The following is a 24,997-nucleotide window of genomic DNA, read 5'->3' on the forward strand; positions in this document are numbered from 1 at the left end:
GACCCCGATCGAAGGAGTGCACCATGAAGGTCATCGGTGAGGCTCGTCCCGCCTCTCCACCAAGACGTCGCTGGCGGTCCGGGTTGGCTGCGGCGGCGGCCGCGGTCATGGCGGCCGGCGCGCTCGTCGCGGTCAACCCGGCGCCCGCGGCGGCGGCGACCGTGGACACCAACGCCTGGTACGTCCTGGTCAACCGCAACAGCGGCAAGGCGCTGGACCTGTACGCCTCGGCCACCAACGACGGCGCGCGAATCAGCCAGTGGACCCGCAACAACGGCGCCAACCAGCAGTGGCAGTTCGTGGACTCGGGGGGTGGCTACTACCGGGTGAAGTCCCGGCACTCCGGCAAGGTGCTCGACGTCAGCGGCTTCTCGACCGCCGACGGCGGCGCGATCGTCCAGTGGTCCGACCTCAACGGCACGAACCAGCAGTTCCGCCTGGCCGACTCGGACGGCGGCCACGTCCGACTGATCAGCCGGCACAGCAGCAAGGCGATGGAGGTGCAGGGAGCGTCCACGGCCGACGGTGGCAACATCGTGCAGTACGCCGACTGGAACGGCGCCAACCAGCAGTGGCAGCTCGTCCGTACCGACGGCGGCACGAACCCGCCACCGTCCGGTGGCAGCGGCTGTGGCAAGGCGCCGACGCTGTCCAGCGGCATCCACACGATCCAGAGCAACGGCAAGAGCCGAACCTTCACCCTGCGGGTACCGGCCAACTACAACAACAGCAACCCCTACCGGCTGATCTTCGCCTTCCACTGGCGGGGCGGCACCATGCAGGACGTCTCCTCCGGCGGCACCAGCGGAACGCCGTGGTCCTACTACGGGCAGCAGGAACAGTCGAACAACAGCGCGATCCTGGTCGCCCCGCAGGGGTTCGGCAATGGTTGGGGCAATTCCGGCGGTGAGGACATCACTTTCGTCGATGACATGATCAGCCGGATCGAGAGCAGTCTCTGTGTCAACCCGCGGCAGCGGTTCGCCCTCGGCTTCAGCTGGGGTGGCGGCATGAGCTACGCCATCGCCTGCGCCCGGGCCACCGTCTTCCGGGCCGTCGCGGTCATCTCCGGTGGACAGATCAGCGGGTGCAGCGGCGGGACGCAGCCCATCGCGTACTTCGGCCTGCACGGCATCTCGGACAACGTCCTGAGCATCTCCCAGGGGCGGTCGCTGCGCGACACGTTCGTCCGGAACAACGGGTGCACCGCCCAGAACCCGCCCGAGCCGGGCGCGGGTAGCCGCACCCACATCACCACCACCTACTCGGGCTGCCGGTCTGGGTACCCGGTGCAGTGGGCCGCGTACGACAACGGCCACATGCCCGGCCCGGTGGACGGCACCTACGCCGAGAGTGGCATCACGACCTGGACCAAGGGTGAGATCTGGAGGTTCTTCGCGCAGTTCTCCTGACCCTGGTCGCCGGCGAGGCCGGCGCTGACGTCGGCGGCAGCGTCCGCTCCCGTGCGGGGAGTGTGGCGCTGCCGCTCAGCGTTGCAGACGAACCGGCTTGCCCGAGCCGCTGCGGCGGACCAGCCAGGCCTCGGTGATGTGGGTGAACATCGCCTCGGCGGCACCCTCGGAGTCGTGGGCGGCGATGCGCTCGTAGATCCGCCGGTGGCCCTGGTTGGACGCCACGCACAGGGCGCGCTCGGTGCGGCCCATGTAGCTGGCGGTGTTGATGACCTGGCTCTCCAGCGCGCGTACGACACCGCGAGCGATGCGGTTGCCGGAGGCCTGCATGATCGTGTCGTGGAAGGCCCGGTCATGCTCGTGGTACGTCACGTGGTCGTCGACCAGTTCGTCCATCCCGTCGACCATGGCACGCAGCCGGTCGATGGTCTCCGCGTCGGCGAGCCGGGCGGCGACGTTCGCCATGTCGGACTCGAGCACCCGTCGGGTGACGACCAGGTCGTCGAGGATCGCGAGGCTGTCGTCCTCGGCGATGGTGGCCGCGAGGACCAGTTCGTCGAGCATGTCCCACTGTGAGGCCGGGGTGACCATGGTGCCGGCGCCCTGGCGGACCTGCACCAGCCCCTTCTCCTGAAGGATCTTGACTGCTTCTCGGACGACGGTCCGGCTCACCGAGAAGGTCTCGCAGAGGATGGGCTCAGGAGGCAGGGACGTACCCGACGGGTGTACGCCACGGACGATGCGCTGCACGAGTTCGGCGGTGACCGCCCGGGCGAGGTTTGTCGGTCGACGTACCCACGCCGGGCTTGCCGGATTGTTCAGCGCTGTCTCCTGAGCTGGCGTCATGTCCCCTCCGAATGACTCGCCGTGGCACGACGTCCCGGCCAGTCTACGGCCGAGTATTGACGTCACACGTCATACGAGTTACTTTCCGATCAACGATGGCAGACGGCAGGGTCGTCGGCCACCCCACTTTCAGAGGTGACAACTCATGAGACAGCGCGCAATATGGTCGGCCGTCTTCGTTGTTGGACTGGCCCTGACCGGCTGTGGAAGTGCTAGCGACTCGAGCTCGTCCAAGAGTTCCGAGGGCAAGTTGGTGGTGTGGGACTGGAAGTCCGGCGAGCCGTTCGCCAAATCGTATCTGGACAAGGCGAAGGCCGACTTCAAGCAGAAGCACGCGGACGTCGAGGTCGAATTCGTCGCGCAGCCCTTCGACCAGTACTACACGTTGCTCGGTGCGGCGATCCAGTCCGGTAAGGGCCCGGACGTCATGATGTTCAACGGCGGCGGCCAGATCCGCGACCGGGTGGACGCGTTGGTGCCGCTCACCGACTACGTGGCCGAGGACAAGCAGCGACTGGCCGGCTGGGAGGCGTTCACCAAGGACGGCAAGGTCTACGGCGGCCCGGTGACGCTGCAGGGTTACCCGATCTACTACAACAAGACGATCTACCAGAAGGCCGGACTCGACCCGGCCAGCCCGGCGACCACCTGGGACAAGTTCGTCGCGGACTGCGCCGCCGTCGCCAAGGCCGGCTCCAAGTGCTTCGCCCTCGGCAACAAGGAGGGCGTCGGCATCCAGTTCTGGCTCTCCAGCATGGGGTCGGTCACCCTCACCGCGGCGGAGTACGACGCCTGGATCACCGGCAAGCGCGACTGGAACTCGCCGAACGTGAAGCGGATCTTCGAGCTCTGGAAGGAGACCGGGGACAGGAAGATGAACACGGACGGGGCCAACTCCACCGCCATGTTCAACGACTCCTTCGCGGCCTTCCAGTCCGGCAAGGCCGCCCACGTCATGGGCCTCATGTCGGACGTCGGGCACTGGCAGGACTTCAACGAGTTCCTGACCCCGGAGAAGCTCGGCGTGATGAAGGCTCCGGTCGTCACCGCCGGCACCACCCCGAGTCTTCCGTACGACGGTGGCATCGGCTACGCGGTCGCCAAGTGGACCAAGGACCCGAAGGTGGCCGCCGACCTGGTGCGCTCCCTGACCTCGGCCGAGGCGCTGAAGGCCTTCTACGCCGACGCCGGGGCGATCGTCGCCGACACCACGATCGACGTGTCGCAGGCCGGCCCGGCCGCCGCCACCATCGTCGGCGAGCTGAAGACCGGTAAGCCGGCTCTGCACGTCGCGCTCTCCTCGAAGACGATCGACCTGATGGGGCGCCTGTCCCAGCAGCTGCTCAGCGGTTCGATCACCGTCGACGAGGTGGTGAAGCAGTTGGCCGCTTCCGACCAGGCCGGCTGACCCCGTGTCGATCGGAAACACGCAACCGTCGGTCCGCCTGGCTTCGGCCGGGCGGGCCGGCAGCCCGGCGCCCACACCCTCCGCACGCCGGGGTGGCACCCGTCCCCGTCGCACCCGCGGCGGTTCGGGGGCCGAGCGCTTCGCTCCCTACATCCTGGTCGCTCCGGCTGTCCTGATCATCGTGGCGCTGCGGCTCTACCCGCTGATCCTCGGCGTCAACTTCTCCTTCACCGGTGACGGTGAACAGAACGGGGAAGCGGTCGGGTTCGGCAACTACCAAGAGCTGTTCGGTGACCCGCTGTTCCGTACCGCGCTGGGCAACGTCGGTCTGCTGGTGTTGCTGCTTCCGGTGGCGGTGGCGATCCCCGGTCTCCTCGCCACGTTCATCTACCTTCGGGTGCCGGGCCACCGTCTCTACCGCAGCGTCTACTTCTTCCCCGCGGTGCTCTCACCGGTCATCGTCGGGGCGATCTTCAACCTGCTGCTCGCCTTCGACGGCCCGGTCAACGCCGTCCTCGGCTCGGCCGGGGTCAGCCCGGTGGACTGGCTCGGCGACCCGGACGTCGCGATGTTCGTGGTGGTGGGCGTACACATCTGGGCCACCTTCGGTATGGCCCTGGTGGTCTTCCTCGCCGGCTTCGCCACGCTCGACGCCGCGCTGCTGGACGCCGCCCGGGTCGACGGCGCGTCACTGCGCCAGGTCGTCTGGCACGTGATCATCCCGAGCCTCTCGCGGACCATCCAGTTCGTCTTCGTGACCACGATGATCGGGATGCTGACCTCCATGTTCGGGCTGCTGTTCGTCATGACCAGCGGTGGTCCGGAGGGCTCGACGTACCTGCCGGAGTACTACATCTGGATCCAGCAGGGCCAGATGAACCGGCCGGCGCTCGCGTCCGCCGCGTCCACGATCCTCTTCGCGATCATGCTCGTGGTGGGTCTGTTGCAGATCAAGCTGCTCGAACGATCGGGAAAGGTGGACTGATGTCCCGCGTCCGTCTGGGACGGTGGATGATCGCCATCCCGATGTCACTGCTCGCGGTGGCGACGATCTACCCGCTGCTCTTCACCGCCAACGTCGCGTTGAAGACCCGCCGGGACTACATCCTGGACCGGTTCTCCCTGACCAGCACCCTGCAGTGGGAGAACATCAGCACGGCGTGGACCAGCGTCGGCATGGGCCGATACTTCGTCAACTCGCTGGTCGTGGTGACGTCGTCGGTGCTACTGCTCCTCCTGCTCGGGTCGATGGCCGGCTTCGCGCTGAGCCAGTTGCGGTTCCGTGGCTCGTCGGCGTTGTTCCTGGGCTGCCTCGCGGGGCTCTTCATCCCGTTCCAGGTGATCATGGTGCCGCTCGCCCGGATCATGGCCGACACCGCACTGATCGACACGTATCCGGGTCTGATCCTCGTCTACGTGGCCCAGTTCCTGCCCTTCACCGTCTTCCTGATGACGAGCTACTACAAGGGCATCCCACCGGAGATCATCGACGCCGCCCGGATCGACGGCAACACCCTCTACGGCGTGTATCGCCGGATCATGCTGCCCCTGGGCACCCCGGCGCTGCTGTCGGTCGGCATCCTCAACGCCCTGTTCTGCTGGAACGACGTCCTCATGGCGCTGGTGATGATGCCGTCGGCGGAGAACCGGACGCTCATGATCGGGGTGACCTCGTTGCGAGGGCAGTACTCCGACAACATCCCGACCTTCGCCTCCGGGGTGCTGATCGCCGCGATACCCGTCCTTTTGGTCTACCTGTTCCTCCAGCGCCAAATTGCCGACGGCGTAGCCGCCGGTTCCACGAAGGGTTGACATGCGGATCACGGGATTTCGGACGCTCACCACGGTCCAGGAATGGGGGCGCCCCGTCGGCGACGCCAACGGCGTGTTCGCCGACGGGGTGGTCCCGGTCTCGATCGTCCTCGTCGACACCGACGAGGGCATCACGGGCGTCGGCCTCGGGCCGCACGTCGAGATCGAGCGGATCTTCGCTGCGATCGAGGGCGAAGACCCCCGTGCGGTGACGGCCCTGTACGACCGCATGCTGCGGCACACCTTCAAGGCCGGGCACGCGGGACCGGTGTTCGGCACCATCGGCGCCCTCGACACCGCACTGTGGGACATCAAGGCGCAGGCTGCCGGCGAGCCACTGTGGCGGCTGCTGGGCGGACGCGACCGGCGGGTCAACGCCTACGCCTCCGGCCTGGACATCGGGTTGACCGACGACGAACTCGTCGCGGCGTACGAGGTCTACGCCAGCCACGGCCTGCGGGCCGCCAAGCTCAAGGGTGGCCTCGACATCGAGCGGGACCGGCACCGGCTCGGCCTGGTCGGAGACGTCCTGACCGAGGCCGGGCACGGCCGGCGGCCAGGTCTGATGCTCGACGTCAACGAGGCATGGACCCGCAAGCAGGCCGTGCGGCACGTCTGCGAACTCGAACGCGCCCTCGACCTCATCTGGATCGAGGAGCCCGTCCGGCGTTGGGACGCCGAGGGGCACGCCGCCGTCAGCCGAGGAGTGTCCGCGTCGGTCGCCACCGGCGAGAACCTCACCGGGCTCGAACAGTACCGCCCGCTGATCGCCGCCGGCGCTGTCGACATCGTCCAGATGGCCGCCGTCTGGGGGGTCACCCACTTCCTGCGGGTGTCCGCCCTCGCCCACGCCCACGACCTGCCGGTCAGCCCGATCGGCAACAGCCCGGTCGGGCTGCTGCACGCGGCGACCTCGGTGCCGAACCACCTGACCAGCGAGCTGCAGGACCTGCACCGGCCGGCCGGTGTCTCCATCGACCTGCACGTCGAGGACGGCGCCTTCATCCTCGGCGATTCACCCGGGCTCGGTGTCCGCGTCGACGAGGAGCTGATCCGGGCCGGCAACCGCCGTCCGCAGGCGCAGACGGCCGACAGTCCCAACGTCCGGCCGGAGCGCGCCGGCCGCCGGCTGCTGGCCGGTGTCGACGGTATCGTCGCGGGCCGGCAGGTGCCCGTCGTGTCGCTGAACTCGCACAACGAGGTGGCGCCCACCGGGCGGTAGTGAGCTGAGCACCACGTCAGGAGGAGCGTGGGTGCACCGTCGCGGCGGTGCACCCACGACCATGCTCGGTCGGCACGACCGACGTACCGACCGTCGAGACGGAGGATCGATGAAGGCAGTCGTCTACCGGGGGGCGCGTGACCTCGGAATCGAAGACCGCGAACCGGTGCCACCCGGTCCCGGAGAGGTGCGGATCGACGTGGCCTACACCGGAATCTGTGGCACCGACCTGCACATCTACCACGGCGACATGGACACCCGGGTCGGTGACTCCGCGATCATCGGGCACGAGATGTCCGGGCGAGTCGCGGCGGTCGGCGCTGACGTCGACGGCGTGACCGTCGGCCAGCCCGTCACCGTGATGCCGACCCGCCCGTGCGGACAGTGCGCGGCCTGCCAGCGCGGCACGTCGCACATCTGCCACGCCATGAACTTCCTCGGTATCGACTCGGCAGGCGCCATGCAGTCGTCCTGGAACGTGCCGGCGGAGCTGGTCCTGCCACTGCCAGAGGAACTACCGCTCGACCACGCGGCGCTCGTGGAACCGGTCGCGGTCGCCGTGCACGACGTCCGGCGGGGACGTGTGTCCGCCGACGACCAGGTGGTCGTGGTCGGCGGTGGGCCGGTGGGGGTGCTCATCGCGACCGTCGCGCAGAGCCGTGGTGCGCGGGTGCTCCTGGTCGAGCCGGACCCTTACCGGCGTGAGGTGGCCGGCGGCGTCGGGATCGAGGCCGTCGACCCCGGTTCGACCGACGTCGTGGCACTCGTCAACGACCGCACCGACGGGGCGGGCGCCGACATCGCCTTCGAAGTGTCCGGTGCTGCCGCCGGTGTCACCACGGCGGTCGACGTCCTCACCACCCGGGGCCGGTTGGTGATGGTGGCGATCCACCCCAAGCCCCGCGAGGTCAACCTGCACCGGTTCTTCTGGCGCGAGCTGGAACTCCTCGGTGCCCGGCTCTACCAGCGAGACGACATGGTGGAGGCGATCCGGTTGGTCGCCTCGGGCGCGATCCCGGCACGACAGCTCATCTCCCGGGTCGAGCCGATCGACGCGGCCGCCGCCGCCTTCACGGCGCTCGAAGGCGGCGGCGTCATGAAGGTGCTGCTCGATCTACAGGGAGGTAGCAAATGACGGCGCTGTTCGACCTGTCCGGTAAGACCGCAGTGGTGACCGGGGCCCGGCGCGGCATCGGCCTCGCCATGGCCGAGGCCCTGGCCCTGGCCGGTGCTGACATCGTCGGCGTCTCCGCCCAGCTCGAAGCGAGCGGCAGCGAGGTCGAACGCCTGGTGCGGGCCGCCGGCCGCCGGTTCACCGCGCTGCGGGTCGACCTCGGTGACCGGGCCGCCGTGCACGGCTTGGCCCGGGACCTCACGGCTCTCGGGCCCGTGGACATCCTGGTCAACAACGGTGGCACGATCGCCCGCACTCCGGCCGCGGAGCACCCGGACGAGATGTGGGACCAGGTGATCGAGGTGAACCTCAGCAGCCAGTTCGTCCTGAGCCGGGAGATCGGCCGGACGATGGTCGAGCGCGGCCGAGGGAAGATCATCTTCACGGCGTCGCTGCTGAGCTTCCAGGGCGGCATCACCGTCCCCGGCTACGCCGCGTCGAAGTCGGGCGTGGCCGGCCTCACCAAGGCGTTGGCGAACGAGTGGGCGGCCCACGGGGTGAACGTCAACGCGATCGCCCCCGGCTACATCGCGACCGACAACACCCAGGCGCTGCGCGACGACCCCGACCGTAACCAGGCGATCCTCGCCCGGATCCCGGCCGCCCGGTGGGGCCGCGCCGACGATCTCGGGGGCGCCACCGTCTTCCTGGCGTCGGCCGCATCCGACTACGTCAACGGGATCGTGCTGCCCGTCGACGGCGGTTGGCTGGGCCGATGACCGGCGGGCCGGGGCCTCGGCGGGCCGGGATCGTCGACGCGCACCACCACCTCTGGGTCCGCGCCCGGCACCCCCAGTCGTGGATCGACCCGGTGACGATGGCGGCCATCGACGCCGACTTCGAGCCCGCCGACCTCGCGCCGCTGGCCCGGGCGGCCGGGGTCACCGCGACCGTGGTGGTGCAGTCCATCGCGTCGGAGGCGGAGACGGTGGACCTGCTGGGCATCGCGGCCGAGGACACCCTCGTCCGTGGAGTCGTCGGCTGGGTGGACCTGACCGCCGCCGACGTCGCCGCCCGCATCGACCGCCTGCGGGCGGCGCCCGGCGGGGAACGCCTCGTCGGCATCCGTCACCTCGTGCAGAGCGAGACCGACCCGGCGTACCTGGACCGTCCGGACGTCCGGCGGGGGATCGCCGCGGTGGGTGCGGCGGGGCTGGTGTTCGACCTGCTGGTCCGCCAGCACCAGCTACCCATGGCCACGCGCCTGGCGCACGACCTGCCGGAGGTGAGTTTCGTCCTCGACCACCTGGGCAAGCCCGCGCTGGACCGTCCGGAGATGACGGAGTGGACCCGCGACCTGCGGGCGTTGGCGGATGCGCCCAACACGACGGCGAAGATCTCCGGGCTGGTGACGGAGGTGGATCGGCCGTCCTGGACACCGGGAGACCTCCGACCGGCCGTCGAGGACGCGCTCGACGCGTTCGGGCCGGGCCGACTGATGTACGGCTCGGACTGGCCGGTCTGCCTGCTCGCCAGCTCGTACGCTCGCTGGGTCGAGGCGCTGGCGGAGCTGCTGGGAGACCACGACGCGGCCGACCAGGCGGCAGTCTGGGGCGGCACGGCACGCCGGGTCTACGGGCTGGAGGCGGCGTGAGGGCGCGGGCACTACCGCTCCGGCCGGAGGTACGCCTCACCGAGCTGGGCTTCGGCGCGGCCCAGGGCGGCAACCTGTACCGGACGACGACGGACGAGGAGTTCGCGTCGGCGGTCGACACGGCCTGGGAGGCGGGCGTCCGGTACTACGACACCGCGCCGCACTACGGGCTGGGGTTGTCCGAGCGCCGGCTCGGCGCCGCGTTGCGAGAGCGGCCACGTGACGAGTACGTGGTGTCGACGAAGGTCGGCCGAATCCTGGTGCCGTCGCCGCAGGACGCGCACCTGCGCGACTCCGACGGGTTCGACGTGCCGGCCAGCCACCGGCGGGTCTGGGACTTCAGCCGCGACGGTGTCCTCCGCTCGATCGAGGCCAGCCTGGTCCGTACCGGGCTGGACCGGGTGGACGTGGTCTACCTGCACGACCCGGACGACCACTGGGAGCAGGCGGCGCACGAGGCCGTACCCGCCCTGGTCGAGCTGCGTGACCAGGGCGTCGTGGGCGCGATCGGCGCGGGCATGAACCAGTCGGCGATGCTGGCGCGGTTCGTGCGGGAGACCGACGTCGACGTGCTGATGTGCGCCGGGCGGTACACCCTGCTGGAGCAGGGCGCGGCGGACGACCTGTTGCCGGCCGCCGAGAGCCGGGGGGTGGGCGTCGTCATCGCGGGCGTCTACAACTCGGGGCTGCTGGCACGGGAGCGGCCACCGGCCGACGCCGTCTACAACTACCGGCAGGCGCCGGCGGAGGTGATCGAGCGGGCGCGGCGGATCGCGGCGGTCTGCGAGACGTACGGGGTGACCCTGCCGCAGGCGGCGCTCGCCTTCGTACGCAGGCATCCGACAGTGGTGTCGACGGTCGTCGGGGTGCGCGACGGCGCGCAGGTGACCGAGACGGTGCGACGGTCCGAGACCGCCGTGCCCGACGAACTCTGGGGCGCGTTGGTGACGGCGGGGCTGCTCGCCGCGTCGCCAGGCCAGGACGACGCCTCCGGACGCGGCTGACAGGAAGACGTCCCGGTCGGGAGCGGCGCCGTTCATCGGACACCGGTCCCGACCGGGACGTCATTCGTTACCGCGACAAGCCGCAGCTCACAGCGCGGTGAAGCGCCACTGTTGGTTGGCGGCGCTGTGGCAGGTCCACTGCAACAGACGGGCACCGTCCGCGGTGGCGGCACCGTTGACGTCCACGCAGAGGCCGCTCAGCACGTTGCGCACCGTGTACACGCCGGAGGTTCCGGTCGCGGTCGCGGTGAACTTCTGCTGGTTGCCGTTGTTGCAGGTGGCCTGCTGGAGGAAGGCACCCGCCGCGGTCGAGCTGCCGATCACCTCGACGCACTTGCCGCTGTGCACCGCCTTGAGGTAGACCGCACCGCTACCGGCGTCGACGGCCTGCCACTTCTGGTTGTTGCCGCCGGTGGCAGCCCACTGGGTGATCTGGGCGCCGTCGGCGGTGGAGACCCCGCTGACGTCCATCAGCTTGCCGCTGTGCTGCGCCGTGAGCGTGTAGGTCTTGCCAGCCAGACCGCCGCCACCGTTGGTGGGTGTGCCGACGCCGTTGCCGCCGAACGTGTGCGAGTCCAGATCGAACGAGTTGTTGCTGTTCTTGAACACCATGTAGAGCGTGTGCGTCCCGCCGAGGGCGGCGACGCTCACCGGTGTCGTGGACTGGTAGTTGTCCCAGCCACCCGTGCTGGGCACCGTGGTGGTGGCCAGCAGGGTGCCGGTCGGCGAGTCGGCCCGCAGCTCGATCGAGCCGCCACCCGACGGCGACGACAACCGGTAGCTGACCGTCGAGATGCCGGACAGGCTCATCGGGCTGAACGAGATCCAGTCGTTGCTGGAGATGTCACCGATGCGCTTGGTGCTCTCCGCGGCGGCCTGGTCGACGACCCGGATGCCGGACTGGCCGCTGAAGTACTCGGACTGCTTGTGCTTCGGCTGCAGGATCGTCTGCGCGGTGCCGGTGAGCGGAGCCGCGCCCCCCGCACCTCCGCTGTCGGTGTAGCGGGCGTTCAGTACGTAGAACAGGTTGGCGCCGTCGGGGTGCCCACCGAGCAGGTCGGTGGAGATGGTGCCCGAGCAGCCCGGGTACTCGGTGGTCTCGTGGGCGTGGTCGTCGTGACCGAGCGCCGGGTTGAGGAACACCTTCGAGCAGTCGACGGTGCCGCCGTCCGGATCGGTCACGGTGATCTGGTACGGCACCCGGTCACCGAAGGTGAGCATGCCCCCGTTGGGCGGGGTGGTGATGGTGACCACCGGCGCGCTGTTGCCGACGGTGATCTGGACGTTGGCGAAGCCGGTCTTACCGGTGTTGTCGGTGACCTTCAGCTGCGCCGTGTAGTTGCCGTTGGCGGTGTACACCTTCGACGGGTTGGCCGCGGTGGAGGTGGTGCCGTCACCGAACGTCCACTGGTAGCTCAGCGTGTTGCCCGGGTCCGGGTCGGCCGTGCCGGCGCTGCTGAACTGGACGGTGAGCGGCGCGCTACCACTGGTCGGCGTGCCGGTGGCCTTGGCGATCGGCGACCGGCCGCCCTGGATGTAGTCGATCCGGTAGAGCCCGGAGTCGCTGTTGCCGCCACCGAAGTTGGTGCCCCACTCCAGCAGGTAGAGCGAGCCGTCCTTGCCGAACTCCATGTCCATCGGCTTGTTGAACCGCGTGTTGGGCAGGAACGGGTTGGTGCGGGTCACCGCCGAGGAGGAGTCGAAGTGCACCTCCTTGATGTAGTTCCGCGCCCACTCGTAGAAGAAGTGCACGCCGTCGTAGTAGGGCGGGAACTTCGTCGCGGACGGGTTCGACGCGTCGTACCGGTAGATCGGCCCACCCATCGGAGCGGAGCCACCGGAGCCCAGCTCCGGGAACGTCGGCGAGGTGCCGTAGCCGTACCAGATGTTGGGTGCGACGACCGGCTTCAGGCTGGTCAGGCCGGTGTTGTTGGGTGAGTTGTTGACCGGCGAGTTGCAGTTGAACTTCGAGCCGACGACGCCGGTGTCCGGGTTGAACGGCGCGTACGGCTGGTTGTCGCCGTGGCAGAACGGCCAGCCGTAGTTACCGGCCTGCTTGATCACGTTGAGCTCGACCAGGCCCTCGGGGCCCCGGTTGGTGGTGGGCGGGTTCCGGTCCGGCCCGTAGTCGGCGAGGTAGACCCAGCCGTTGGCCGGGTCGATCGAGAAGCGGAACGGGTTGCGGAAGCCCATCGCGTAGACCTCGGGCTTGGTCTGCGCGGTGCCCTGGGGGTAGAGGTTGCCGGTCGGGATGGTGTAGCCGCCGCTGGCCGAGGGCCGGATGCGCAGCAGCTTGCCGCGCAGGTCGTTGGTGTTGCCGGCGCTGCGGGCGGCGTCCAGGTTGGACTTGCCCGAGCGCCAGTCCAGCGGGGCGTAACCCTGCCAGTTGGGGTCGAGGTTCGGCGGCGTGTCGTCGCCGGTGCCGATGTAGAGGTTGCCGTCCGGACCGAACTTGATGTACCCGCCGGTGTGGCCGGGTTCGGGGAAGGTGCGGTCCCGGTACGCCGGGATGTCGATGATCGTCACACCGCTGGACGTGTTCAGCGTGTCACCGCTGACCGTGTAGCGGGAGACCCGGTTGACGTCGGTGCTGCTGCTGGCCGGCGAGTGGTACAGGTAGATGTACCCGTTGCTGGCGAAGTTGGGGTCCAGCGCCATGCCGGTGAGGCCGTCCTCGCCGCCGGTGTAGACGCTGAGCGTGCCGGCGGTGACCGTGCTGTTGGTGGAGGGCTTGAAGATCTTCACCTGGCCGCCGCGCTGGACGTAGAAGACCCGCCCGTCCGGTGCCACACCCATCGCCATCGGGTCGACGGTGTTGTCGTCCAGGGTGCGCTTCTCGAAGTTGCCCCAGACGGTGCCGCCGCAGTCCCCGGGCGCGTTGCCGGCCGCCCACTTGACACCACCGAGGACGTGGTTCTGGAAGTTCGTCTCGCTGTAGGAGGCGATGGCGTGGCCCATCGCGGTGGCCCACACCCGCCCGCCGCCGGCGTTGCGGCACCAGGAGATCGGATGATCCGGGCCCATCGCCCGGGATCCGGGGTTGTAGGTGCGCTCGTCGGCGGTCACCAGTACGTGCACGTTGCCGCGCGGGTTGGTGTCGAAGTTGTACCACTCCTCACTTCGGGTCCACCGGTCCGGCAGGCTGGTCGTCGACGGGTGCTTCTTGTCGGCGACGATGGCGGTGCCCTGCAGCACGCCGGGGGAGTGTTCGGGCATGTGGGCGCCGCCGTTGATGGTCTGGTCCCACCACGGGTACTCGGACTCGATGCCCATGTCGGTGGCGTTGTGGATGCCGACGATGCCCTTGCCGCTGGCGAGGTAACCCTCCACGGCCTGGCGCTGGGCCGCCGAGGTCCAGACCATGCCGGAGGTCTGGAACATGATGATGACGTCGAAGGTCGCCAGGTTGGCGGCGGTGAAGACGCTGGAATCCTCGGAGTGCACCACCTCGAAGTTGTTCGCGGCGGCCTGCTGCTGGAACATGCTGATCCCGGCGGGGATCGAGTCGTGCCGGTAGCCGGCGGTCTTGGTGAACAACAGTGCGCGGAAGGCCGGGGCCGCCGAGGCGGGTGGAGCGAGTCCGAGCGCCAGCAACAGGCCGGCGATCACTGAGATGAGCAATGTGTTGCGACGCATGCCGTCTCCTAGGTTGGGCGGGCGTGGGGGTGTGACCACGAGCACCACGCTGCGTCAGGTTGTGCCTCGACGCGTGGGTGGGCACGACGGTTCTGGCCTGTCCTCATGCCGTTCGCCGAAACGGCAGTCAGAGCCGCAGGACGTCACCCAGCGTGACGGTGGCGGTGGTTCTCGTCCCGTGGTCCACGAGGTCAGGATGAGCTAGAGATCCATGACTGTCAATGAATGGAGTGACGTCCGACGTCCTGCCCGGTTGGCGACGGATGCCATCGACTTCCTCGCTGCGGCATCGCTGCCGATCTGGCTGCCGGCCTTGGCGATCGGCCCCGGTCGAGGATTGCGGACCGGCATCCAAACATCTATCTTCATACGTGTGATGTTTCGTCGATGTCAAGAGAATGTTCGCGATAGAAGAACGTAAGCATCCGCCGCTACCTACGAAAGTTCGATGGCTGGCACCTCGAAGCCGCCGTAGCGTTTGATCGAACCTTATTGATGACTACTGTCTGTGAGGGCTTTCGGAATGTCAGACCCGCGGCCGGTGCCGTTACTCACCCTCCGGGGCATCGGCAAGTCCTTCCTCGGCGTACGCGTGCTCGACGGCGTCGACCTCGACGTGGCCCCCGGTGAGGTGCACGCCGTCGTCGGCGAGAACGGTGCCGGGAAGTCGACCCTGATGAAGATCGTCTCGGGCGGCTACACCCCGGACGAGGGCACCCTCGAGTTCGCCGGCGAGTCGCGCACGTTCCGTGGCCCGCGCGACGCGCAGCGCGCCGGCGTCGGCATCATCCACCAGGAGTTCAACCTTCTCCCGGAGCGCACCGTCGCCGAGAACGTCTACCTGGGCCACGAGCCGGTCCGCCGCGGTCTGGTCGACCGTCGGGCGATGCTCGACCGCACCACCCGACTACTCGCCTCGATCGGGGAGACCACGTTGCCGGCCGACGCCCGGGTGGGGCAGCTCGGCGTCGCCCAGCAGCAGGTCGTCGAGATCGCCAAGGCGCTCGCCCTGGACGCCCGACTCCTCATCATGGACGAGCCGACCGCCGCGCTGGCCGACCACGAGGTGGAGCTGCTCTACGGGTTGGTGCGGCGACTGCAGGAACGAGGCATCGGCCTGCTCTACGTCTCGCACCGGCTCGCCGAGGTCTTCGACCTGTCCAGTCGGATCACCGTCCTCAAGGACGGCCGGCGGGTGACCACCGTAGACACCGTGGACACCACCGCGGACCAGTTGGTGCGGCACATGGTCGGGCGGGAACTGTCCAGCTACTACCCGGACCGGGCCGCCTCCGAGGAGCGCGGCCCGGTGCGGCTCAACCTTCGCGATGCGGGAAACCGGAAGCTGCGTGACGTCAACCTGCAACTGCGCGCCGGTGAGGTGCTCGGCATCGGCGGCCTCCAGGGCTCCGGCCGTTCGGCGCTGGCCCGGGCGATCTTCGGGGTGTCCCCGTTCACCACCGGTGACGTGACGCTCGACGACCGGCCGGTCCGGCTGCGCTCACCGCGTACCGCGATGCGGGCCGGCATCGCCTACGTCACCGAGGACCGCAAGGGTGAGGGGATCGTCCCCCGGCAGTCGGTGCTCGACAACGCGCTGCTCGCCAGCCGCGCCGTGTTCGCGATTCGATCCGGGCATGCCGCCCGTACCGTCCGGGCGCGCGAGCTGCTCGCCGCCGTGGAGGTTCGCTCCGCCGGCGACGACCAGGAGATCCGCTTCCTGTCCGGAGGAAACCAGCAGAAGGTCGTGCTGGCCCGGTGGCTGGCGCTCAACCCGCGGATCCTGCTCTTCGACGAGCCGACCCGGGGCATCGACGTGGGTGCGAAGTCAGCCATCCACGACCTCGTCCGCCGCCTCGCCCGGGACGGTGCCGCCGTACTGATGATCTCGTCCGACCTGCCGGAGCTGCTGGGGATGAGCGACCGGATCGTGGTCATGCGCGACGGCCGTGTCGCGGGCGAACTGCCCGCCGGCGCGAGCGAGGAGGACGTCGTCGCCCTGGCGGTCGGGACCACGCGGCAGGCTGCCGCATGAGTGCCCTGTCGCTCCTGCCGGCCCGGCGTTCCGTACCGGGCGTCTTCGTGGCCCTGACCCTCACCCTGGCGATCGGCTGGCTGGTCGTCCTCGTCGACGGCGGTCAGCTCTTCAACCAGTCCACGACGGTGAGTCTGCTGCACGTCGCCGCCGGGCTCGGGCTCGTCGCCGTCGGTCAGACCCTGGTCATCCTGGGCGGTTCGCTCGACCTGTCGGTGGCGTACGTGATCAGTCTCAGCACCCTCGTCGCGGCCGAGACGATGAACGGCAGCGACGGCGCGCTGGTGCCGGCCATCGGGCTCGCGCTTGTCGTGAGCGCGGGCATCGGGCTGCTCAACGGGCTGCTCGTCACCAAGTTCCGGGTCAACGCGTTCATCGCGACGCTCGGCGTCGGGCTGCTGCTCAAGGGATACCTCGACAACGGCTACGACGGCCCGGCCGGCACCACCTCGCCCACGCTCGTGCAGTCCCTCGGCTACCAGCGCATCGGTCCGGTTCCGGTGTCGTTCCTGCTGCTCATCGCGGTGACCGCGGCGGCCTGGTTCGCGCTCTCGCGGACCCGCTTCGGGCACCACCTGGTCGCCGTCGGCGGCGACCCGGAGGTGGCCCGGCTCTCCGGCGTCCGCAACGACCGGATCCTGGTCACCGCACACGTGCTCTGCTCGATGTGCGCGGGGCTGGCCGGCATCTACCTCGCCAGTCGGCTCGGCTCCGGCGCCCCCCGGGTGGGCACCGAGGGCCTCTACGACCTGGAGTCGATCGCCGCGGTGGTGATCGGCGGGACCGCCCTCGCCGGTGGCCGCGGCGGCGTGATCGGCACCGTCGGCGGGGTGCTGCTGCTCGCCAGCATCGACGCCATCTTCAACCAGCTCGAAGTCGACGCCTTCTTCAAGCAGGTGATCCGGGGCGTCATCATCATCGCCGCGGTCGCCGTCTACGCCCGCCGGGCCATGCGAAAGGCGGCCTAGCATGCAGACCCTCCAGACCCGTTCGCTGCCGCTGCGGCTGCCCCGGGTGCGTCCCGGTGGCGTGCTGCCGATCCTCGCGATCCTCGCGGTGCTGTTGGTGCTCGTCGGCATCCGACAGCCCGACTTCCTGTCCCCGCCGTCGCTGATGTCGTTCCTCGGCCGTTCCGCGCCGATCATCCTGCTCGCCGCCGGCCAGTACTTCGTCATCGTCGCCGGTGAGTTCGACCTCTCCGTCGGCTCCCTGGTCACCGCGCAGGTCGTCATCGCCGCCCGGCTGATCGACAGCGACCCGGCTCGCACCTGGCCGGTGGTGCTGCTCCTGCTCGCCTTCGGAGCACTCGTCGGGTTGGTCAACGGCCTCGTCACGACCCGGCTGCGGGTGCCGTCGTTCATCACCACGCTCGGCATGTTCCTGATCCTGGTCGGAGCGGTCTACCTCTGGTCCGACGGTGCCCCGAAGGGCGGCCTCTCCGAGGAGTTCCGCCGGTTCGGCCGCCGCGCCTTCGAGGACGTGCCGCTGCTCGGCCGCGTGCCGTACGCGCTGCTGGTCCTGCTGGTCCTGGCGGTGGTGGCCGTGCTGCTGATGCGTTCCGACTTCGGGCGGACCCTGGTCGCCGTCGGCGACAACCCGCGCACCGCGGAGCTGAGCGGCGTACGCGTCTGGCGTACCCGGACGATCGCCTTCGTGCTCAGCGGCCTCGCGGCGGCGGTCGCGGCGATCCTCCTGGGCGGCTACAGCGGGGTGTCGTTCCAGGCCGGGGCCGGCCTGGAGTTCGGTGCCATCACCGCCGTCGTCCTCGGCGGGGTCGCGTTGGGCGGTGGGCGCGGCGCGGTCGTCGGCGCGATGCTCGGCGCGCTCACCCTCGAACTGCTGTTCGCCCTGATGAATTTCTACGGCGTCTCCGGCGCCCTCAGGTCGGCCGTCCAGGGCGGGATCATCCTGCTCGCCGTGGCGGTCTCCGCAACGCGTTCTTCGTCGAGATAAAGAGGAGCCATAGTGCGACGTTCCCTAGCGGCGCTGGCCGCTGTCACCCTGCTGTCCCTCACCGCCTGCGCCACCGACGAGCCCGCCGCCGGCCCGTCCGGCAGCGCCTCCGCCGCCGGCTCTGGCACCGGGGAGCAGTCGAAGTTCTTCGTGCAGGCCGACTACGACGCCGAGCTCGCGTTGCTCGACGCGGCACCGACGGGCCCGGCCGACAAGCCGTGGGAGCAGGTGCTCAACCCGAAGATGGTGGACACCGCCAAGTTCAAGAAGAACGGCCCGCACAAGATCTGCTTCTCCAACGCGGCCCTGAACAACCCGTGGCGGCAGGTCGGGTTCAAGACCATGCAGGCCGAGGTCGAGGCGCAGAAGAGCCGCATCGCGGAGTTCGTGCACGTCGACGCCGAAGGCAAGGACCAGAAGCAGATCGCGGACATCAACGACCTGCTCGGCAAGGACTGCGACGCGCTCATCGTCTCGCCGAACACCACCGCCACGCTCACCCCGGCCGTCGAGGCGGCCTGCCAGGCCGGGCTGCCGGTCGTCGTCTTCGACCGCGGTGTCAACACGAAGTGCCCGGTGACGTTCATCAACCCGATCGGCGGTTACGGGTTCGGCCACGTCGGCGCCGAGTTCGTCAGTCAGAAGATGAAGCCCGGTGGCGAGGTTCTGGCCCTGCGGATCCTGCCCGGCGTCGACGTCCTGGAGACCCGCTGGTCGGCGGCGAAGGTTTCGTTCGACAAGGCGAAGGTAGACGTCGTGGGTGTCGAGTTCACCGACGGCGACCCGGCCAAGACCAAGAAGATCGTCGACGACTACATCCAGCGGTACGGCACGATCGACGGGGTCTGGATGGACGCCGGCGCGGTGGCCGTCGCGGCGGTCGAGGCGTTCCAGGACGCGGGGAAGCCCGTCCCGCCGATGAACGGCGAGGACCAACTCGACTTCCTGAAGATCTGGAAGGACAAGAACCTCACCGCGATCGCGCCGACCTACCCGACCTACCAGTGGCGTACGCCGATCATCGCGGCGCTGCGGATCCTCGACGGCGAGCAGGTGTCCAACCCGTGGAAGCTGCCGCAGCCGACCGTCACGCAGGACAACCTGGACACGTACCTCGACGCGAGCATGCCGCCCCTGCACTACGCGATGTGCGGCTGCACCGACCTGCCCGGCTACCCGCAGCGCTGGAAGTAGGTTCCGATGTACGCCATCGGCGTCAACCCGTGGGTCTGGGCCTCGCCGGTCGACGACAAGGCCCTGGCCGAGCTGATCCCGCGGATCGCGTCGTTCGGCTTCGACGCGGTCGAGTTGCCGATCGAACAGCCCGGTGACTGGGACCCGGTCCGCACCCGGGACCTGCTGGCGGAGCACGGTCTCGTCGCCGCCGGCGTCTGCGCGGTCACCCCGCCCGGGCGGGACCTGGTGGACGCCCCGGCGGCGGTCGTCGAGTCGACGGTGGCGTACCTCAAGGAGTGCGTGGCGAACGCGGCGGCCGTCGGCGCGGGATGCGTCGGCGGTCCCGTGTACGCCTCGGTGGGTCGCACCTGGCGGATGTCGCCGACGGCTCGCGCCGCCTGTTACGCGGATTTCCGGCGGGCCCTGGCGCCGGTCGCCGAGCAGGCGGGCGAGTACGGGGTGAGCATCGGTGTCGAGGCGTTGAACCGCTACGAGACGAGCGTCGTCAACACGATCGAGCAGACGGTCGAGCTGATCGACGGTCTACCACCGAGTGTCGGCATCATGATCGACACCTACCACATGAACATCGAGGAGGCCGACCCCTACGCGGCCCTCGCCGCTGCCGGCCGGCACATCAAGCATGTCCAGGTCAGCGGCACCAACCGGGGCGCCCCCGGGGCCGACCACTTCGACTGGCCCCGGTTCTTCACCGTGCTGCGGGACACCGGCTACCAGGGCGCGATCTGCATCGAGTCGTTCACCGCGGAGAACGAGACCATCGCCACCGCCGCGGCGATCTGGCGTCCGCTGGCACCGTCGCAGGACCGCCTCGCCACGGACGGCCTGCGATACCTCCGGGAGATCCTCGGATAACGGCCCGGGCCCGCGTCCGTCGAGGCACAGCGCCCCCACCCCCACCACCACCCCTCACGTCAGGAGCACCGTCCCGTGTCCTCGTCCCCTCCGTCGCTACGCCGGCTGCTGGCCGGTGCCGCCGCGACAGCGTTGACGGCGCTGGTCGCGGTCGCCGTCTCGGCGTCCCCGGCCGCCGCGGCCACCACCACCCTCTACGCGTCGCCCTCGGGCACCGGCAGCAGTTGCACGGCCAGCCAACCGTGTTCGCTGACCGCCGCCCAGGCTGCGGTGCGGTCGCAGAACACCTCCATGTCCGGTGACATCGTCGTGGAGTTGGCCAACGGCACCTACCGGCTCACGTCGCCGATGCGACTCACCGCTGCCGACTCGGGCACCAACGGCTACCAGGTGATCTGGCGGGCCGCCGCCTCCGCCCGGCCGACGATCACCGGCGCCCGGTCGGTCACCGGGTGGTCGCTCGTCGACTCCGGAAAGAACATCTGGCGGGCCAACGTCGGCGCCGGCCTCGACTCCCGTCAGCTCTACGTCAACGGTGCCGTCGCCACGCGGGCTCGCACCGCGGTGAACCGCGCCGACTTCACCTTCACCACGAGCGGCATGCGGTTCAGCAACAGCGCGCTCAACTACCTCAACAACCTCGGCAACCAGAACCGGGTCGAGGTGGAGAGCGTCGGCTCGTTCACCGACCGGTACTCGCCGGTGCAGAGCATCAGCGGGAACTTCCTGACCATGCAGCAGCCCGCGTGGAACAACAACACCTTCGGGTTCGACACCCTCTCCAGCCCGCACCGCGCCGGCCCCTTCTACCTGACCAACGCGTACGAGTTCCTGGACTCACCGGGGGAGTGGTACCTCAACCCGGGCAACGGCCAGCTCAACTACATCCCGCTCGCCGGGCAGAACATGAGCTCCGTCAGCGTGGAGTTGCCGCAGCTCCAGTCCCTGGTCAACGTCGGCGGCACCTATGACGCGCCGGCCCACCACATCTCGTTCAGCGGGATCACCTTCACCGGCACCAGTTGGCTCGGCCCGAGCAGCAGCAACGGCTTCGCGGACCAGCAGACCGGGGCGCACATCACCGGTACGTGGTCCCGTCCGTCCGACGCGTTGACCTCCTGCCAGGCCGGCTGCCCCCAGTTCGAGGCCACCCGGCCGAACTGGAACCAGATGCCCGCCGCCGTGCAGGTCTCGGCCGCGAACACCATCACCTTCAGCGACTCCCAGTTCGTCAACCTCGGGCAGACGGCCATCGGCATCGGCAACGACGCCAACGCCCACGCCAGCGGTGTCGGCCTGGGCGCCAGCAACATCACCGTGACCCGCTCCGAGATCGCCCGCAACTCCGCCGGGGGCATCGTGGTCGGCGGCGTACGCGCCGACGCCCACCATCCCAGCGACCAGCGGATGGTCAACCGCAACATCACCATCAGCAACAACCGGGTGCACGACCTCGGCCTGGAGTACCGGGGTGTGGTCTCGATCCTGACCACCTACGTGAACACCGCGCTGATCTCGCACAACGAGGTCTACAACATGCCGTACACCGGTCTGTCGGTCGGCTACGGCTGGGGCGCCAACGACGCCGGCGGCAGCCAGCACTACGCGAACCGGGGCCTCTACAACTACCAGCCGCGTTACACGACGGCGACCACCGCCGCGAACAACCAGGTCATCGGCAACTACGTGCACGACGTGATGCAGCAGATGACCGACGGCGGGTGCATCTACACGCTGTCGGCGAACCCGGGCGGGACCATCAACGAGAACTACTGCCTGCGGACCAACGGCTGGTTCGGGCTCTACTTCGACGAGGGTTCGCGCTACTACACCGCCCGCAACAACGTGTTCTCCTCCACCGGCACCTGGGCCACCGCCAACTACTGGTACGCGGAGAACATGGGCAACTTCACCGTCACCAACAACTGGTCGACGAACAACAGCACGAACGTGACCAACGGTGATCGCGGCAACGTGGTCAACGGCAACGTCACGGTCTCCGGAGGCAACTGGCCGTCCGGCGCGCAGACGGTGATCAACGCCGCCGGCGTGCAGAGCGGCGGCGGCACCAACCCGCAGAACGTGCAGATCGTGGGTGTCCAGTCGGGCCGCTGCGCCGAGATCGGCAACTCCAGCACGACCAACGGCACGCAGGCCCAGATCTGGGACTGCATCGGTGGCGCCACCAACCAGCGGTGGACCCACACCGCCAGCCGGCAGCTCATGGTGTACGGCACCAAGTGCCTGGACGCCTCCGGGCAGGGGACCGCCAACGGCACCACGGTGGTGATCTGGGACTGCAACGGTCAGGCCAACCAGCAGTGGAACATCAACGCCAACGGCACGATCACGGGCGTGCAGTCGGGTCTCTGCCTGGACGCGAACGGGGCCGCGACGGCGAACGGCACGAAGTTGATCCTCTGGTCCTGCAACGGTGGTACCAACCAGCAGTGGCAGGTGCGGAGCTGAGGTAACGCGCTGTCCACGGTCCGGGCTGGGGGCCGTACCGCCCCGGCCCGGACCTGCGCGGGTCACCGCTCGTCGACCGACCCCACCGGGCGCGGGGGACGGGGCCGGAGCACGGCGTTCTCCACGCGCGGGATCGCCGTCACGTCGCGGTGAGCGTCCGCGCCGGGTCCACGACCAGCCCGGTCGAGGCGTCGTACCGTACCGGAATGGGGTCGGTGAGTTCCCCGACGAACGTCTCGTCGACGTGGTCGAGGAAACCGATGAGTGACCAGCCGTCGCCGGGTCCGGGGACCAGCCGCGGCGCGTACAGGTGCGGGTGCGTGAACGGGCGGGCGGACGCAATGTCCCACGGGCCGCGGACGGTCTCGCCGGTCGCCGCCCAGATCCGGTGGTCGTCGCGGCGAGCGCTGCTGGTGGCGTCGGTGGAGAACAACAGCAGGGGCTGCCCGTCGACGACAGCGACCTGGGGCACCTCCAGGTGGCCGAAGCCGGCCGGTGTCGACAGCGGCGGCTGGACGGTCCAGGTGACGAGGTCGGTGGAGGTGGCGTGGCCGACGACGCCACGGGTGTTCGTCGGTCCCGTGTTGGCCCGCGCGGTGATGAGCATGTGCCAGCCCTCCCCGTCCGGGTCGGGGAAGACCCACGGGTCACGCCAGGCCTGCTCGTACCACAGGTCTGTGTCGAGCAGTTCGTACCAGGTCGGGTCGGCCTGGACGACGGGTTCGGTGCCGTGCCGGTGCCAGGTGGTCAGGTCGTCGGAGACGGCCAGGCCGATGCGTTGGACGAGGCCGTCCTCGCCGCGGCTGACCCCGGTGTAGAACAGGTACCAGCGCCCGTCCGGGCCGCGGACCGTGCAGCCGGTCCAGGTCGCCAGATCGTCCCAACCGGGAGTGTCGGCGGGGACCACGGCATCGGCGACCAGGCGCCACGAGTGCAGGTCCGCGGAGACGGCGTGGCCGATCGTGGCACGGCGGTGGCGGCGGTGCGGGTCGTGCAGGGCACGGGAGGCGCGGAGGAAGAACACGTGCCAGAGGCCGTTGTCGTCCCGCGCGTACCAGCTGTCCCACACCCAGTGGTCGGGTAGACGAAGCATGGCGGGAAACCTAGCACTAAACCGTTTTAGCGTCGGCCTGGGCAGGTCCAGTGCGGTGGTCCGTGGCTGCGCGGACGATGACTCGGCGGGACCTGCGGTCATTCCGCCGGAGGGGCGAGGGACTTACGGCGGCGCAGGGGCATCGGCACGAGCGACGGCTCGGTGTCGCCGCCGTCCAGGAGCAGTTCGACCGCGCGTCGCCCCATCTGCTCGTGCGGCAGTGCCGTGGTGGCGAGACCGGGACGCAGCCATGCGGCGATCGGGTCGTCGTCGAACGAGATCACCGAGATGTCCTCCGGGACCGTCAGTCCGGCCTCGCCGAGCGCCTGGTAGGCGCCGAAGGCCAGGCGGTCGTTCATGCAGATGACCGCGCTGGGTCGGGTGGACCGGCCCAGTAGCCCGCGCATCGCGGCGTACCCGTGCTCGGGCAGCCACTCGGTGCAGAAGCACTCGGCCAGTAGTGAGACGTCGGCGTCGCCGAGCGCCTGCCGGATACCGTGCAGGCGCGCCCGGGCGGCGAGCGAGACCTCGGGGTCGTCCTCCTTGAGTCGGTTACGGCCGATGAGCGCGATCGCGTCGCGGTGGCCGAGTTCGAGCAGGGCGTTGGCGGCGGTGCGGCCGGCCCGGTCGTCGTCCGGGAGGACGCTGGGCAGGCCGTCGGAGCTGGTGGCGTTGAGCAGCACGACCGGACCGCCGAGGATGGCCGGGGGCACCGTCAGCCGCCGGGTGGCCATCGCCGCGTAGATCACCCCGTCGACCTGCCGGTCGAGCACGGCCTCGATGGCGTACTGCTCGAAGGTGGCGTCGCCCTGCGTCTCGGTGATGAGCAGTACGTGGTCCCGCTCGCGGGCCGCGTCGAGGGCGCCACGGATGAGGTCGCCGGCGAACCGGGTGGTGGCGACGATGTCGGAGACGAACGCGATGGTGGCGGTCTTGCGAGTGCGCAGGCTGCGCGCGGCGAGGTTGGGTCGGTAGCCGAGTTCCTCCGCGGCGGCGAACACGCGCTGGTGCGCCTCGGCCGAGAGTCGGGTGCCCTCCCGGCCGTTGAGCACCATCGACGCGGCGGTCTTGGACAGCCCGGCTCTCCGCGCGACGTCGGCGAGTGTTGCTCTGTTGCTGCCCATCAGTCCTCCGAATCAGGCGCGGTGCCATAGGCGCTGCTCCTGCCCATCATGATGCGTCGTCGCCCGAGATCTCGCGTCGGTCACGCCGGGAGTGGTGTGAACCCGACGTTTCCGCCCTGTTGCCAGGTTGTCCTTGACAGCTTCCCGTGCCACGCGCATGCTC

At 69.4% G+C, this 24,997-nt stretch carries 19 protein-coding genes; 15 read left to right on the plus strand and 4 right to left on the minus strand.

The window, feature by feature from the left end:
• Nucleotides 1-23 precede the first annotated feature (23 nt).
• Nucleotides 24-1,412, plus strand: coding sequence for an RICIN domain-containing protein (locus O7614_RS10880; protein WP_278138334.1), 1,389 nt, complete (start codon nt 24-26; stop codon nt 1,410-1,412).
• Nucleotides 1,413-1,487: 75 nt separating this feature from the next.
• Here the strand turns inward: O7614_RS10880 and O7614_RS10885 are convergent, their stop codons facing one another.
• The gene (locus O7614_RS10885) at nt 1,488-2,258 is read right to left on the minus strand and encodes a FadR/GntR family transcriptional regulator (RefSeq protein WP_278138335.1); all 771 of its coding nucleotides are present in this window, start codon (nt 2,256-2,258) and stop codon (nt 1,488-1,490) included.
• A gap of 253 nt (nt 2,259-2,511) precedes the next feature.
• On the opposite strand from O7614_RS10885, the gene O7614_RS10890 reads away from it, so the two are divergent.
• The 8 genes from O7614_RS10890 (at nt 2,512) to O7614_RS10925 (ending at nt 10,472) form a co-directional block, all read left to right on the plus strand.
• Nucleotides 2,512-3,666, plus strand: a complete 1,155-nt coding sequence (locus O7614_RS10890) for an extracellular solute-binding protein (protein WP_278138336.1) — start codon at nt 2,512-2,514, stop codon at nt 3,664-3,666.
• Between the two features lie 4 nt (nt 3,667-3,670).
• Nucleotides 3,671-4,651: a sugar ABC transporter permease gene (locus O7614_RS10895; RefSeq protein ID WP_278138337.1), complete on the plus strand. Its 981-nt coding sequence runs from the start codon at nt 3,671-3,673 to the stop codon at nt 4,649-4,651.
• A complete protein-coding gene (locus O7614_RS10900; RefSeq protein WP_278138338.1) occupies nt 4,651-5,478 on the plus strand; it encodes a carbohydrate ABC transporter permease in 828 nt (275 codons plus the stop codon). Before O7614_RS10895 ends, O7614_RS10900 begins: the two co-directional genes overlap by 1 nt.
• A 1-nt stretch (nt 5,479) precedes the next feature.
• Nucleotides 5,480-6,700: a mandelate racemase/muconate lactonizing enzyme family protein gene (locus O7614_RS10905; protein ID WP_278138339.1), complete on the plus strand. Its 1,221-nt coding sequence runs from the start codon at nt 5,480-5,482 to the stop codon at nt 6,698-6,700.
• Nucleotides 6,701-6,809: 109 nt separating this feature from the next.
• Nucleotides 6,810-7,835: an alcohol dehydrogenase catalytic domain-containing protein gene (locus O7614_RS10910; RefSeq protein ID WP_278138340.1), complete on the plus strand. Its 1,026-nt coding sequence runs from the start codon at nt 6,810-6,812 to the stop codon at nt 7,833-7,835.
• Nucleotides 7,832-8,593: an SDR family NAD(P)-dependent oxidoreductase gene (locus tag O7614_RS10915; RefSeq protein ID WP_278138341.1), complete on the plus strand. Its 762-nt coding sequence runs from the start codon at nt 7,832-7,834 to the stop codon at nt 8,591-8,593. The genes O7614_RS10910 and O7614_RS10915 overlap by 4 nt, the downstream gene beginning before the upstream one ends.
• Nucleotides 8,590-9,468, plus strand: coding sequence for an amidohydrolase family protein (locus O7614_RS10920; RefSeq protein ID WP_278138342.1), 879 nt, complete (start codon nt 8,590-8,592; stop codon nt 9,466-9,468). Before O7614_RS10915 ends, O7614_RS10920 begins: the two co-directional genes overlap by 4 nt.
• A complete protein-coding gene (locus tag O7614_RS10925; RefSeq protein WP_278138343.1) occupies nt 9,465-10,472 on the plus strand; it encodes an aldo/keto reductase in 1,008 nt (335 codons plus the stop codon). Before O7614_RS10920 ends, O7614_RS10925 begins: the two co-directional genes overlap by 4 nt.
• Nucleotides 10,473-10,559: 87 nt before the next feature.
• On the opposite strand, the gene O7614_RS10930 is transcribed toward O7614_RS10925, so the two are convergent.
• A complete protein-coding gene (locus O7614_RS10930; RefSeq protein ID WP_278138344.1) occupies nt 10,560-14,108 on the minus strand; it encodes a ThuA domain-containing protein in 3,549 nt (1,182 codons plus the stop codon).
• Nucleotides 14,109-14,631: 523 nt separating this feature from the next.
• On the opposite strand from O7614_RS10930, the gene O7614_RS10935 reads away from it, so the two are divergent.
• The 6 genes from O7614_RS10935 (at nt 14,632) to O7614_RS10960 (ending at nt 22,617) form a co-directional block, all read left to right on the plus strand.
• Nucleotides 14,632-16,143: a sugar ABC transporter ATP-binding protein gene (locus tag O7614_RS10935; protein WP_278138345.1), complete on the plus strand. Its 1,512-nt coding sequence runs from the start codon at nt 14,632-14,634 to the stop codon at nt 16,141-16,143.
• A complete protein-coding gene (locus O7614_RS10940) occupies nt 16,140-17,111 on the plus strand; it encodes an ABC transporter permease (RefSeq protein WP_278138346.1) in 972 nt (323 codons plus the stop codon). Before O7614_RS10935 ends, O7614_RS10940 begins: the two co-directional genes overlap by 4 nt.
• A 1-nt stretch (nt 17,112) precedes the next feature.
• Nucleotides 17,113-18,096, plus strand: coding sequence for an ABC transporter permease (locus O7614_RS10945; RefSeq protein WP_278138347.1), 984 nt, complete (start codon nt 17,113-17,115; stop codon nt 18,094-18,096).
• 12 nt (nt 18,097-18,108) lie between these two features.
• On the plus strand, nt 18,109-19,290 hold the full coding sequence (locus tag O7614_RS10950) for a substrate-binding domain-containing protein (protein WP_278138348.1): 1,182 nt from the start codon (nt 18,109-18,111) through the stop codon (nt 19,288-19,290).
• Between the two features lie 6 nt (nt 19,291-19,296).
• Nucleotides 19,297-20,148, plus strand: coding sequence for a sugar phosphate isomerase/epimerase family protein (locus O7614_RS10955; protein WP_278138349.1), 852 nt, complete (start codon nt 19,297-19,299; stop codon nt 20,146-20,148).
• Between the two features lie 75 nt (nt 20,149-20,223).
• Nucleotides 20,224-22,617, plus strand: a complete 2,394-nt coding sequence (locus O7614_RS10960; protein WP_278138350.1) for a ricin-type beta-trefoil lectin domain protein — start codon at nt 20,224-20,226, stop codon at nt 22,615-22,617.
• Between the two features lie 139 nt (nt 22,618-22,756).
• Here the strand turns inward: O7614_RS10960 and O7614_RS10965 are convergent, their stop codons facing one another.
• Nucleotides 22,757-23,812, minus strand: a complete 1,056-nt coding sequence (locus O7614_RS10965; RefSeq protein ID WP_278138351.1) for a family 43 glycosylhydrolase — start codon at nt 23,810-23,812, stop codon at nt 22,757-22,759.
• Entirely contained in the window at nt 23,809-24,834 is a 1,026-nt protein-coding gene (locus tag O7614_RS10970) for a LacI family DNA-binding transcriptional regulator (RefSeq protein WP_278138352.1), read from the minus strand. Before O7614_RS10970 ends, O7614_RS10965 begins: the two co-directional genes overlap by 4 nt.
• Nucleotides 24,835-24,997: the final 163 nt, after the last annotated feature.

This window comes from Micromonospora sp. WMMD961, from assembly GCF_029626145.1.
Taxonomy (GTDB): Bacteria; Actinomycetota; Actinomycetes; order Mycobacteriales; family Micromonosporaceae; genus Micromonospora.